The 11,397-nt window shown below is 57.0% G+C and carries 12 protein-coding genes; 3 read left to right on the top strand and 9 right to left on the bottom strand.

Features of this window, described 5'->3' with window-relative positions; genetic code table 11:
• The coding region (locus VJ956_RS01605; RefSeq protein WP_324080914.1) for an SDR family NAD(P)-dependent oxidoreductase at positions 1-141 on the bottom strand (141 nt) is incomplete at its 3' end.
• A gap of 473 nt (positions 142-614) precedes the next feature.
• Complete coding sequence (locus tag VJ956_RS01600; protein WP_324080910.1) at positions 615-1,835, bottom strand: acyl-CoA dehydrogenase family protein; 1,221 nt, start codon at positions 1,833-1,835, stop codon at positions 615-617.
• 118 nt (positions 1,836-1,953) lie between these two features.
• On the opposite strand from VJ956_RS01600, the gene VJ956_RS01595 reads away from it, so the two are divergent.
• A complete protein-coding gene (locus VJ956_RS01595) occupies positions 1,954-2,847 on the top strand; it encodes a LysR family transcriptional regulator (protein WP_324080908.1) in 894 nt (297 codons plus the stop codon).
• A gap of 43 nt (positions 2,848-2,890) precedes the next feature.
• On the opposite strand, the gene VJ956_RS01590 is transcribed toward VJ956_RS01595, so the two are convergent.
• A complete protein-coding gene (locus VJ956_RS01590) occupies positions 2,891-3,247 on the bottom strand; it encodes a hypothetical protein (RefSeq protein ID WP_324080906.1) in 357 nt (118 codons plus the stop codon).
• Between the two features lie 38 nt (positions 3,248-3,285).
• Positions 3,286-4,065: an EAL domain-containing protein gene (locus tag VJ956_RS01585; RefSeq protein ID WP_324080904.1), complete on the bottom strand. Its 780-nt coding sequence runs from the start codon at positions 4,063-4,065 to the stop codon at positions 3,286-3,288.
• 185 nt (positions 4,066-4,250) lie between these two features.
• On the opposite strand from VJ956_RS01585, the gene VJ956_RS01580 reads away from it, so the two are divergent.
• The gene (locus tag VJ956_RS01580) at positions 4,251-5,411 is read left to right on the top strand and encodes an isocitrate/isopropylmalate dehydrogenase family protein (RefSeq protein ID WP_324080901.1); all 1,161 of its coding nucleotides are present in this window, start codon (positions 4,251-4,253) and stop codon (positions 5,409-5,411) included.
• Positions 5,412-5,413: 2 nt separating this feature from the next.
• Here VJ956_RS01580 and VJ956_RS01575 read toward each other — a convergent pair whose 3' ends face one another.
• The 3 genes from VJ956_RS01575 to VJ956_RS01565 are packed head-to-tail and all read right to left on the bottom strand — an operon-like array spanning position 5,414 to position 7,399.
• Complete coding sequence (locus VJ956_RS01575; RefSeq protein WP_324080899.1) at positions 5,414-5,983, bottom strand: DUF1439 domain-containing protein; 570 nt, start codon at positions 5,981-5,983, stop codon at positions 5,414-5,416.
• Positions 5,976-6,167 (bottom strand): CPXCG motif-containing cysteine-rich protein, encoded by a 192-nt coding sequence (locus VJ956_RS01570; protein WP_324080897.1) that lies wholly within the window; start codon positions 6,165-6,167, stop codon positions 5,976-5,978. Before VJ956_RS01570 ends, VJ956_RS01575 begins: the two co-directional genes overlap by 8 nt.
• A 5-nt stretch (positions 6,168-6,172) precedes the next feature.
• On the bottom strand, positions 6,173-7,399 hold the full coding sequence (locus VJ956_RS01565; RefSeq protein ID WP_324080895.1) for a pyridoxal phosphate-dependent aminotransferase: 1,227 nt from the start codon (positions 7,397-7,399) through the stop codon (positions 6,173-6,175).
• A 233-nt stretch (positions 7,400-7,632) separates the two neighbouring features.
• Here VJ956_RS01565 and VJ956_RS01560 point away from each other — a divergent pair, with 233 nt between their 5' ends.
• Positions 7,633-8,610 (top strand): D-2-hydroxyacid dehydrogenase, encoded by a 978-nt coding sequence (locus tag VJ956_RS01560; RefSeq protein WP_324080893.1) that lies wholly within the window; start codon positions 7,633-7,635, stop codon positions 8,608-8,610.
• A 71-nt stretch (positions 8,611-8,681) separates the two neighbouring features.
• On the opposite strand, the gene VJ956_RS01555 is transcribed toward VJ956_RS01560, so the two are convergent.
• Positions 8,682-9,347 carry a response regulator transcription factor gene (locus VJ956_RS01555; RefSeq protein WP_324080891.1) on the bottom strand — a complete coding sequence of 222 codons (666 nt, stop codon included), beginning with the start codon at positions 9,345-9,347 and terminating at the stop codon, positions 8,682-8,684.
• Positions 9,348-9,359: 12 nt separating this feature from the next.
• On the bottom strand, positions 9,360-11,306 hold the full coding sequence (acs, locus tag VJ956_RS01550) for an acetate--CoA ligase (RefSeq protein WP_324080889.1): 1,947 nt from the start codon (positions 11,304-11,306) through the stop codon (positions 9,360-9,362).
• Between the last annotated feature and the right edge of the window lie 91 nt (positions 11,307-11,397).

The raw sequence follows: 11,397 nt of genomic DNA, 5'->3' as shown, positions 1-11,397 counted from the left end.
ATTGATTTCGGCCTCCACCAGATGACCCTGATCCGCACTGATATCCCCAATACAGACCCTCGCGCCCTCTCTGGCATACCGCAGTGCAATCGCCCGGCCCAGACCACTGGCCCCGCCGGTAATGAATATTCGTTGTGTCATCCTGGTTTTCCCCTTTCCGAAATTTGAGTTCGCGTTCACTCAACCTTGGTGGAAGAGCCGCTGTTGGGAATGCCTTTCCAAAACACGCTGTAAATACGTCCATGTACGCTTGGGCTCCGCCATCCCTGGCTCCGCACAGTTTTGGAAAGGCATTCCCAACACCGGCTCCGGAACTCCGCGTTCGACTGAAGCTCATTTTTATCGGCCGTGAATGACTTATGTGAAACCTCCGAAAGCATATCTCCCAGTTTCCGGGGAGCCGGTGGGAGGGTGTTTCAGAAACTGTGCGGAGCCAGGGGTGAAGAGCACTGCTCTTCACGGGCTGGCCATGGATGGCCTGCCCAGGACCCTCAGTGCGACGCAGGAGCATTTAGCCCTGAGGGGCGGAGCCCAAGCGCCCCAAGGATGGGCCGAAGGAGCGTGTTTCTGAAACACCCTCCCACCGGCTCCCTCCACTGTGTAAAAGCCATAGGTCAGCGACTTAGCCCCCTATATTTCGTCAATTCCAGGCGAGCAACCATCGCCCGGTGGACCTCGTCGGGGCCGTCGGCCAGCCGCAGCACCCGGGCATAGGCAAAAAGCTGCGTCAGCGGGAAATCGTCATCGCTGACACCGGCACCGCCGTGAATCTGGATGGCGTCGTCCACAATCCGCTGAAGCATCTGCGGAACCACCGCCTTGATCATTGAAACTTCCTGCAGGGCCCCGGAGATACCCCTGGTATCCAGGGCCCAGGCGCATTTCAGGGTCAGCAGTCGCGCCTGCTCGATCGCCATCCGGGCATTGGCGATGATATCCACATTGCCGCCCAGCTTGGCGATCGGGCGACCGAAGGCCTCACGGCTGGTGGCGCGCCTGACCAGCAGTTCCAGCGCACGCTCGGCTGCGCCGATAGCGCGCATGCAGTGGTGGACACGGCCCGGACCAAGGCGGCCCTGGGCGATCTCGAAGCCACGACCAGGGCCGGCAATAAAGGCGCTACTGGGTAAACGCACGTTGTTGAAGGCGACAACACCGTGGCCATAGGGCTCGTCATAGGCGCCGAAGACCGGCAGCATGCGCTCAATGGTGATGCCCGGAGTGTCCAGCGGCACCAGCACCATCGAGTGACGACGGTGTTTGTGGGCATCCGGGTCTGTCACGCCCATAAAAATGGCCACTTTGCAGTCAGGATGGCCAATACCGGTGCTCCACCATTTACGCCCATTCAGAACAACTTCGTTGCCGTCCACAACCGCGGTTGCTTCCATGTTGGTGGCATCGGAGGAAGCCACGTCAGGCTCGGTCATGCAGAATGCCGAGCGCACTTCCCCGCTCTGGAGCCTGGGGAGCCACTCGGCCTTCTGCTGTTGCGAACCATAGTGAATCAGCACTTCCATATTGCCGGTATCCGGCGCATTGCAGTTGAAAATCTCGGGCGCAATAAAGCTGCGGCCGGTTTCCTCGGCGATCATGGCATAGTCGGAGTTCAGCAGCCCACAGCCGTTTTGCTCATCCGGGAAGAACATGTTCCACAGGCCCTCGGCTTTTGCCCTGGCCTTCAGCTCCCTGATGACCGGCAGCACCACCCAGCGGTTTTCCCGGGCCATCAGCTCGCGGTGATATTCTTCCTCAATGGGTAAAATTTCCTTCTCCATGAAGGCTTTGACCCGTTTCAGGTAATCCTGGCCGCGTTCCGAAATGGTAAAGTCCATCGCTGCTTCCCCATGCTCTGATCATTATGTCAACAGTCTAGATTCCTCTATACTATTAAACGACTGAATTATTTTTATCTTTCCCCATAAGTGAAACTTATTCACAGGAGGTCTGTGAATGGCCCAGAAACGTCTTGACCTGAACCTGCTGCATGTTTTCGACACCATCTACCGGGAAGGCAGTCTGACCCGGGCTGCCAAAGCGCTGCACCTGACCCAGCCGGCCATCAGCCATTCACTGTCCCGGCTGCGGGAGCATTTTGATGACCCGCTTTTCAGCCGGCAGGGCAATAAGATGGTGCCCACTCCCCTGGCGCGGCGATTTCTGGAGTCCATGAGACCCGGGCTGACCCGGATCCAGAGTGCCGTGAATCAGTTTCACGCCTTCGATCCCGCCAGCCAGCGTAAAACCTACGCGCTGGCCATGAGGGATATTCTGGAGTCAACTTTTCTGCCCCAACTGATGAACAGACTGGAGGGCTTTCCGGAACTCGAGATCAGCAGCCAGCGCATCCCCCGCCGGGACATGGAAACCCATCTGGCCGCCGGGAAACTGGATTTTGCGGTGGATGTCCTTTTACCGGTAAGTAATCAGACTGCCCATGAGCGTCTGCGCAGGGACAGGCTTGTGGTACTGGCAAGGGCCGGGCATCCGCTGACCCGGGGAGGTTTGACCATGGACAGTTACCTGGAAGCCCGGCACGTACTGGTTTCATCAAGAACGGAAGGTCCGGGTATCGAGGATTTTGAACTGTCGAGATTTGGCGTGCAGAGGCAGATCCGGCTGCGGTGCCAACACTATTACGCAGCCTGTCGGGTGGTGGAAAATTCAGACCTGCTACTGACCATGCCGGAAAACTACGCCCGGATCATTGCCGAGCGGTCGGATATCCAGCTCCTCACGTCGCCGGCGGCGCTGCCGGATATTGACGTGCACCTTTACTGGCACAAGGCCTATGATCGGGAACCGGCGCTGACCTGGTTCCGCGACCAGCTTCGCCAGATTGCCTGACTTTCGACAGCTGCCCCCGCAGGCACCGCCTCAAACAGAGCTTTCAGTAAGCTCCGACAAGCTTGAGAAATCCCATAAAGCCGGTAGCGGTCAGCAGCAAAGACGCGGTAACAATGCCGAAGCCCCACCAGATGGCGGCGGCATCTGATACCGGTGCATCGTGGCCTCGCAGAGTTCGGTAAAAGGCCCAGGGGCCAAGCACAAAGGCGCCCAGCACCACCAGGACCAGGCCAACGCTGATTCCTGCAAAGGTCCAGGTTGCCAGCTCCGTAGCCCGGTCGGAAACCTGTTCGGTCACACCGTGCTTCTGCAGGAACTGCTTGCAGAAAAACCACACCAGTCCATAAAGGGCGACAACAAAAATCAACCCGCCGACCACTGTTATCAAGCGATAGAACAAACGAGCCTCCTCAATTGGACCCTATGCAGGCCTCAACATTACTCTGGGAAATGTGGCATCGGCAGGGTTTCAAAACCCGGCTTGGCGAATAAATAGCCCTGGAACAGTGAAATTCCCTGGGATCTGAGCCAAAAATACTCTTCCTCTGTTTCCACCCCTTCCGCCAAAATCCGGCCGCCTAGCTGGTTCATCATGGTCAGGATGCCTGTTAACACGGCCTGCTTGTTCGGTATGCGGTGAATGTCCCTAATCAAAGCCATATCCAGTTTCAGAATGTCCGTGGGACTGGCTATCAACAAATCGTAGCGTGAATAGCCCGCGCCAAAATCGTCGAGCGCTGTCTGGAAACCCATTTTTTTATAAGCGTTTATAATGTCGACAAGGTGACCCAGCGACTTGAACGCTTCGTCTTCAATGAATTCAAAAATGATCTTTGTGGTATCAAAGTTGTACGTTTTAGCCGCCGCCAGAGTTGTGCGAATACAGGTTTCCGCTTCGTACACCGCGTTTGGCAAAAAATTGATACTGAGCAGAGATTGCATTTTCAGTTTGGCCGCCAGCTTCACCGCCTTTACTCGACAGACCTGATCAAAGGAGTAGCGGTTCTTCTCGTTCAGTTGGGACAGAACGCTCCAGGCACTCTCACCGTTCAAGCCCCGAACCAGAGCTTCATAGGCGTACACTGTCTGGGTATTCGAATCCACGATAGGCTGGAACGCAAAAGTAAAAGAAAAGTCCAGCCCTGCGCCGCAAGCACACTCTTCACATCTGGATTCATCGAAAAGGGTTCTGGGAAACACTAAATTGTCTTTACCCACAAAATCTCCAGCTGCTGTCAGATTTTCAACTCATTTAAAAGCAGACTCTTTTTTTAGCACTTTAGTCAGAAAGTTCCAAAGATTACATCATGATTGTGTAAATTCGTGTGGCATCCGCAAAACACAAAGCTACACTGAGCCCATTGAATTTTTCAGTACCGGAAACCCCCTAAGGAGTCCCAGACATGGCAAAAAACTTCCGCATCGCAGTCACACCCGGAGACGGTATCGGCCCTGAAGTTATTGCCGAGGCGGTGCGCTGCCTGGAGTTGCTGAAATCCCGCCACAACCTGGCTCTGGAGTGGACGAATCTGCCCTGGCCGTCGCACGCATGGCACCAGGAACATGGTGAATCCATGCCCGCGAACGCACTGGAGCAACTCCAGGCGTACGATGCGATCCTGCTGGGGGCACTGGGGGACCCGGGCCCGGTATCCGACCCCGATCGTTATCTTCTGCCCGACAGCATTTCCCTGGCACCGCTGCTTGATATGCGCAAAGGCTTTGACCAGTGGGTCTGCGAGCGCCCGGCACGGCTATTACCAGGCGCCCGGCAGTACCTTGCGGACGACCGGGCAAAAACCATCGATATGCTGGTGATCCGGGAGAACAGCGAGGGCGAGTACGTTGGCCAGGGCGGCCGGCTGCGCAAAGGCAAGCCTGATGAGGTCGCGACCCAGATGGAAGTGTTCACCCGCCGCGCCACCGACCGGATCATCCGTTACGGTTTCGAGCAGGCCAGGAAACGTGCAAAGGAACGCGCCGCGGACGGGACCACCCGCCAGTTCAGAACCCTGGATGGCAAAACCTGCGACAGCCAGGTGTGTGTGATCACCAAGCGTAACGCCCTGCGTTACTGGGGCGACATGTACACCGAAGCCTTTGCGGAGATGGCGAAGGAATACCCGGACGTTGCCACCCACCACGAGCTGGTGGACGCCGCCTGCATGAAGTTTGTTCAGGCACCCTGGGCGTTCGATGTGGTGGTGGCAAGCAATCTCCAGGGCGACATCCTGACCGATCTGGCGGCGGTACTGTCCGGCGGCATGGGCGTTGCGCCCTCGTGCAACCTGAACCCGGATGACCCGGACATGCCGTCCATGTTCGAGCCCACCCACGGCAGTGCTCCGGACATTGCCGGTGAAGGCCTGGCTGATCCGACCGCCATGCTGTTCACTACCGCACGCATGCTGGCCTGGCTGGGCCGTCAGAACGAGGCCATAGACACTGCCGGCAAGGCACTTTACGACGCAGTCGCAGCTGACCTGGCCGAGAATTCAGGCGGCCGCCGGCGAACCCGCGAAATTGGTGATGCGATCTGTGAGCGGCTGCAAAAGCCGGGATAACCCTAGTCGGCCATCACAAACTCGATGCGACCCGGTGCCACCCGGATATCCAGTGGCACCATGCCAAACATCCGCTGAGTGGAGCTGCTTTCATCCAGCCGGTACACCGGCATGGTTTCAAGCATCCGGGCCACCACCGCCATGACACTGTCGGTCACCGGCTTCAGGTCACCCTTGAAGAAAGAAGATTCGATCCGGCTGTCCAGCAACTGGAGCCGACGCAGATAAATGGCTTTTTCCTTGCTGTCGTATACCGGTGCGCCCTCTACTTTGAGCATGATATCGACCGGAAGATTCATCACCAGGGCATTAAGCGATACCTGGCCGCTGAGATCAATCACGGCGACATCACGCCCGTCCGGTCCCAGAGTGATATCGGCATTGCTCAGGGACAGGCCGATTGGTGACCCGCTCTGCAACTGTTGCCTGTCGAACTCCACGACTGCGTCCCGCAGATAACCTTCAATCGTGCGCTCCGACACCGAGTAAGGCGAGAAGCTGGCACAACCACTGGCAACGGCCAGGACCACTGATAGCAGACATAGACGCCACGCATGGAATTGTTCAGTCATTTTCAGCCCAGACATTGACGGTAGGAACCAGGTCTTCATCCAGCACCACGTGAACCACAATGGGCTGACAGCAGACCTGACAGTCCTCGACATATTGCTGATCCGGTACTGACGGGTCGACGCTGATATCCAGCATCTCCCAGCAGTACGGACACTGTACGAGTACCGAGTCGAGCGCTGACATGGTGGTCAGAACTGCTGCTTCGCCATCCAGGGGATGACGCGGTCAAAGGCTTCTTCCAGTTTCTCGCAAGTGGTGGAGAAACTGATCCGTACTGCGTTGGTACAGCCTTCACCGAAGGCATCCCCCGGCACCATGCAGACGCCGGTTTCCTTCAGCATCCGCAGACAGACGTCAGATCCATCCACATGCGGTGGCAGGTCCGGAAACGCGAAGAAAGCACCGCCGGGTCTGTACCCGGTCATGTAAGGCGTCTGCTCAACCAGCTCAACCGTCTTGTCCCGCCGCTCACGGTAAATATCCACCATGTCTTTGACACACTGCTGGTCCCCGGTCAGTGCCGCAACACCGGCATACTGGGATGGCGTATTGGCCACCGACGTTGTGAACATGTGAAAACGGCGCAGGGATTTGATCGCCGCCTGGCTGGAAATGACCCAACCTACCCGCAGACCGGCCATGCTGTAGGTCTTCGAGAAACTGCTGATACACATGATGTTATCGAGGTCCATCGAGCAGTTCAGCACACTGGCGAAATCGTCGTCATCGAAAATCAGGTGGTCATAAACTTCGTCGGCGTAGACCTGAATGCCCCGGTAGGCACACTCTTCAAGAATCGTCTCTACCGTGCTGCGGGGATAAACTGCACCTGTCGGATTATTCGGATTATTCAGAATCAGTGCGAAGGTACGTGAGCCCATGGCCCGGATTACTTCGTCCGGATCCAGTTGGTGATTATTCTCGGCACGGGTCGGCACAAACTTCACCTCGCCCCCGTTCATGCGGATCAACGGCGCATAAAGCAGGAAGGACGGGTCCGTTACGATAAACTGACGCCCTGGCGCGGAGGTGGCGGAAATGGCCAGGTACATGGCCTCGGTTGCGCCGCTGGTGACCAGAATATTGTCGCGGGTCAGTTTACGGTTGTAACGCTTGCCGTAGTAATCCCGCAGCGCAACCAGTAACTCCGGAAGCCCGGCGTCCATGGTGTAACCGGTCTGCCCTGCGTTCAGCGCGTCAATGTAGGCCTCAATCACATGGGGTGGAGTTGGCAGGTCAGGCTGGCCAATGGAAAGATGGATAACATCCTTCATGGTGGCCGCCAGATTGACCATCCTCCGGATACCGGGAACCGGGACCGCCTGCATGGCCGGATTCCAGCTTGCCTTGCTCTTGCGATATTTCACTTTCCGCGGCGTCGCCTGCGCGGTTTCTTTATCGACGGCTCCAGCCATAAACACACCTCTTCGGCAGGGAGTTAAATTTAGAATCTGCTGGCAGGTTAGCCAGTATGGCGAAACCGCACAAGCGATAAAAGCCGAAACATTTCAGCTCGCGGAAAAACCCCGGTGGAAACGATCTGTCCATCCCCTGAAACCCCTGATCTGGCAGCCTTCTGGTTGACCACTGCAGGGGGACATACCAGACTGTGGGTCTTAGGCGGTTTTGCATTCACAGCGGAGGACAGATGACTCAAAATACCAAGCCGGTTGTAACCGTTCTGACAGCCCCCGGAGAACAGGAGCCGCCCGGAATGGATGCGCTCAGGGCCAGAGCCGAAGTGCGTTTCGCCTGGGATGAAGCAACCCTGAACGAGACCCTGCCCGGCACCCAGGTGATGATGGTTACTGACTTCCGCACCGAGGCACTGGCAGCCGCCTGGGCGTCCGCTGACAGACTTGAGTGGATTCACGCCACCAGCGCGGGCGTGGACGCGTTGATGTTTCCAGAGCTTATTGAAGGCGATGTGACCGTCACCAATGCCCGCGGAATTTTTGACCGCACCATTGCCGAATACGTGCTCTGTACCATCCTGATGTTCACCAAGGATTTCCCCCGGTCGCTGAGACTTCAGATGGCCCACAAGTGGCAGCACCGGGACACCGAACGAGCGGAAGGCCAGCAGGTACTGATCGTCGGCGCCGGGTCGATTGGCAGCCAGATTGCCCGCCTGTGCAAGGCAGTCGGCCTGAAACCCCATGGCATTGCGCGCAAGCCGCGACAGGACGAAGACTTTGTGGCGGTTCACGGCAATGATGACCTGACCGAACAGCTTGGCCTGGCCGATTACGTGGTCATTGCGGCACCGCTGACACCGCAGACCGAGGGTCTGTTCAACACCAAAGCCTTCAAGGCCATGCGCAACACTGCCCGGCTGATCAACATCGGCCGTGGCCCGGTAGTGAAGACTGACGATCTTATTGAGGCCCTCAGAGACGGCGAAATTGCCGGTGCGGCTCTGGACGTGTTCGAGGAAGAACCCCTGCCTGCGGACCACCCGCTGTGGGATATGGAAAACGTCATCATGACCGCCCACATGTGCGGTGACTTCATCGGCTGGAAGCGGGCGCTGACAGATCAGTTTCTGGAAAATCTGGACCGCTGGAGCAAGGGGCAGGAACGCTTCAATCTGGTGGACAAGAAGCTGGGTTACGCCAGCAAGTGAGATTCCGGGAGGCATCGGGGGCTTGCCGGATCAGGTCAGGTTCTGGTCCGGCAACGGCAGGTCTGCCGGGCTCAACTTCCCGATAAAGACGTATCCGAGGGATCAATTTCCATCTGCTGAATGGCGATCACCGCCTGAGTGCGATTGCGTACACCGAGTTTACGGAACACCGCAGTAATGTGGGCTTTGATTGTTGCTTCCGAGACATCCAGATCGAAGGCAATCTGCTTGTTCAGCAAACCCTCCGCAAGCATCCCCAGCACCCGGAACTGCTGGGGCGTCAGTGACGCCAGCTTGTCGGAAAAATCCGTGGTGTCAGAGTGCATCTGTTCGAGCTTGCTCGCGACACCTTCCGGCAACCACACATCCCCTTCCAGAACTGACCGGATTGCTTCAGTGATTGTGGGCAGGGGCGCAGATTTCGGAATAAACCCGGACGCCCCGTAGTCAATGGAGCGCCGCATCACCTGCATCTGCTCCGAACCTGACACTACCACAACCGGCAATCCCGGGTATTGTCCCCTCATGAAGACAAGCCCGGAAAACCCATGCGCCCCCGGCATGTTCAGATCAAGCAGAACCAGATCTGCATCCGGGTGCGACTCAACCGCCGCCTGCAGGGCCTTGATGCTGTCAACTTCAACGGTTTCGGCATCAGGAACCGCCTGATTGACCGCCTGCTTCAGTGCCGCACGAAACAGGGGGTGGTCATCAGCGACGATTATGGATTGTGACATTCAGTTTTTACCTCAAGAGTTTTTACGACCGCTGATCAGGTCATCGACCACACCCGGATCAGCCAGTGTGGAAGTATCCCCGAGCTGATCGTGTTCGTTTGACGCAATCTTGCGCAGAATGCGCCGCATGATCTTGCCGGACCGGGTTTTCGGCAACCCTTCCGCCCACTGGATGACGTCCGGCGAGGCAATAGGACCAATCTCCTTGCGCACCCACTGCACCAGTTCCTTGCGAAGCTCCTCGGTTGGCTCCTCGCCATGAACCAGGGTGACGTACACATAGATACCCTGACCCTTGAGATCATGCGGATAACCAACAACCGCCGCTTCGGCGACTTTGCTGTGGGCGACCAGAGCACTTTCCACCTCGGCAGTACCCAGGCGGTGACCGGATACGTTCAGCACATCATCGACGCGGCCGGTAATCCAATAGTAACCGTCTTCGTCCCGGCGGGCACCATCACCGGTGAAATACATTCCCGGATAGGTGCTGAAATAGGTCTGTTTGAAACGCTCGTGGTCACCGAAGATGGTACGCATCTGACCGGGCCAGCTATCGAGAATCACCAGATTGCCTTCAGCCTTGCCTTCCAGTTTATTACCCTCGTTATCCACCAGCGCGGGTTTGACACCGAAGAAAGGCGTGGTCGCGGAGCCCGGCTTCAGGTCAGTAGCACCCGGCAATGGCGAAATCAGGATGCCGCCGGTTTCAGTCTGCCACCAGGTGTCGACAATCGGGCACTTACTGTTACCGATGACCCGGTGATACCACTCCCAGGCTTCCGGATTGATCGGCTCGCCAACAGAGCCAAGCAGCCGCAGGCTGTCCCGGTTGGTACCAGCCATGCAGGATTCGCCTTCGGCCATCAGTGCACGGATGGCAGTCGGGGCGGTATAGAGAATATTCACCTTGTGTTTATCGACCACCTGTCCCATCCGGGAGGTATCCGGATAGTTGGGCACACCTTCAAACAGCACTGTGACGGCACCGTTAGCCAGCGGGCCATAGAGAATATAACTGTGCCCGGTGACCCAGCCGAAGTCGGCGGTACACCAGTAGACTTCGTCCTCGTGATAATCGAACACGTACTCATGGGTCATGGAGGTGTACACCATGTAGCCGCCGGTAGTGTGCAGTACGCCTTTCGGAGCGCCGGTGGAGCCGGAGGTATACAGCATGAACAGCGGGTCTTCCGCATTCATCGGTTCCGCGGCGCAATCGGTGGAAGCAGACGCCATCAGGTCTTCATAATATTCATCGCGGCCGTCTTTCCAGGGCACATCGGCGCCGGTACGTTTAACCACGATGACCTTGTCCACATTTGCAGCATCTTCCTTGGTCAGCGCAGCGTCCACATTCTTCTTCAGCGGAATCTTGCGACCGCCGCGAACACCCTCATCGGCGGTAACCACAAAGCGGGACTTACCATTGGCGATACGGGCTCCCAGCGCTTCCGGGGAAAAACCACCGAACACCACCGAGTGAACGGCACCGATACGGGCGCAGGCCAGCATGGCTACGCCGGTTTCAACTATCATCGGCATATAGATGGTCACCACATCGCCCTTTTTTACTCCCTTGCTTTTCAGGACGTTGGCAAACTTGCAGGTCTCTTCGTAGAGCTCGCGGTAGGTTACATGCCGGGAATCCGCAGGCTCGTCACCCTCGAAGATGATGGCGGTCTTGTCACCGCGGGTTTCCAGATGACGATCCAGACAATTTACTGCCGCGTTCAGCTCGCCGTCCTCAAACCATTTAATGGAGAGGTTGTCGTAGTCGTAGGTGGTATTCTTGACCTTGCTGTAGGGCTTGATCCAGTCCAGCCGCTTGCCATGCTCGCCCCAGAAGGTTTCCGGATCCTCAACAGACTGGCGATACATCTCGTTATACTGTTCTTTATTAACCAGTGCCCGTTCGGCAACATCGTTAGTAACCGGATACACCTGTTTAGCGCTCATAGCTCTTCCCCTTGGAAACGGATTGGAAACAGATTGGAAAAAGAATTTGGGTCTTTCGTCATTGTTAATTTTTCTAATATCTGTGTGCGGA

Source organism: Marinobacter sp. (assembly GCF_035268745.1).
In the GTDB taxonomy this organism is placed as follows: Bacteria; Pseudomonadota; Gammaproteobacteria; order Pseudomonadales; family Oleiphilaceae; genus Marinobacter.
The sequence above is the reverse complement of the archived record's forward strand: the minus strand, read 5'-3'. Positions and strand labels throughout refer to the sequence as shown.

What these genes read in the sequence shown, in the direction of transcription:
- VJ956_RS01600 (WP_324080910.1), bottom strand. Translation starts at nt 1,835, where the DNA reads ATGGACTTTACCATTTCGGAACGCGGCCAGGATTACCTGAAACGGGTC.
- VJ956_RS01595 (WP_324080908.1), top strand. Translation starts at nt 1,954, where the DNA reads ATGGCCCAGAAACGTCTTGACCTGAACCTGCTGCATGTTTTCGACACC.
- VJ956_RS01580 (WP_324080901.1), top strand. Translation starts at nt 4,251, where the DNA reads ATGGCAAAAAACTTCCGCATCGCAGTCACACCCGGAGACGGTATCGGC.
- VJ956_RS01575 (WP_324080899.1), bottom strand. Translation starts at nt 5,983, where the DNA reads ATGACTGAACAATTCCATGCGTGGCGTCTATGTCTGCTATCAGTGGTC.
- VJ956_RS01570 (WP_324080897.1), bottom strand. Translation starts at nt 6,167, where the DNA reads ATGTCAGCGCTCGACTCGGTACTCGTACAGTGTCCGTACTGCTGGGAG.
- VJ956_RS01565 (WP_324080895.1), bottom strand. Translation starts at nt 7,399, where the DNA reads ATGGCTGGAGCCGTCGATAAAGAAACCGCGCAGGCGACGCCGCGGAAA.
- VJ956_RS01560 (WP_324080893.1), top strand. Translation starts at nt 7,633, where the DNA reads ATGACTCAAAATACCAAGCCGGTTGTAACCGTTCTGACAGCCCCCGGA.
- VJ956_RS01555 (WP_324080891.1), bottom strand. Translation starts at nt 9,347, where the DNA reads ATGTCACAATCCATAATCGTCGCTGATGACCACCCCCTGTTTCGTGCG.
- acs (WP_324080889.1), bottom strand. Translation starts at nt 11,306, where the DNA reads ATGAGCGCTAAACAGGTGTATCCGGTTACTAACGATGTTGCCGAACGG.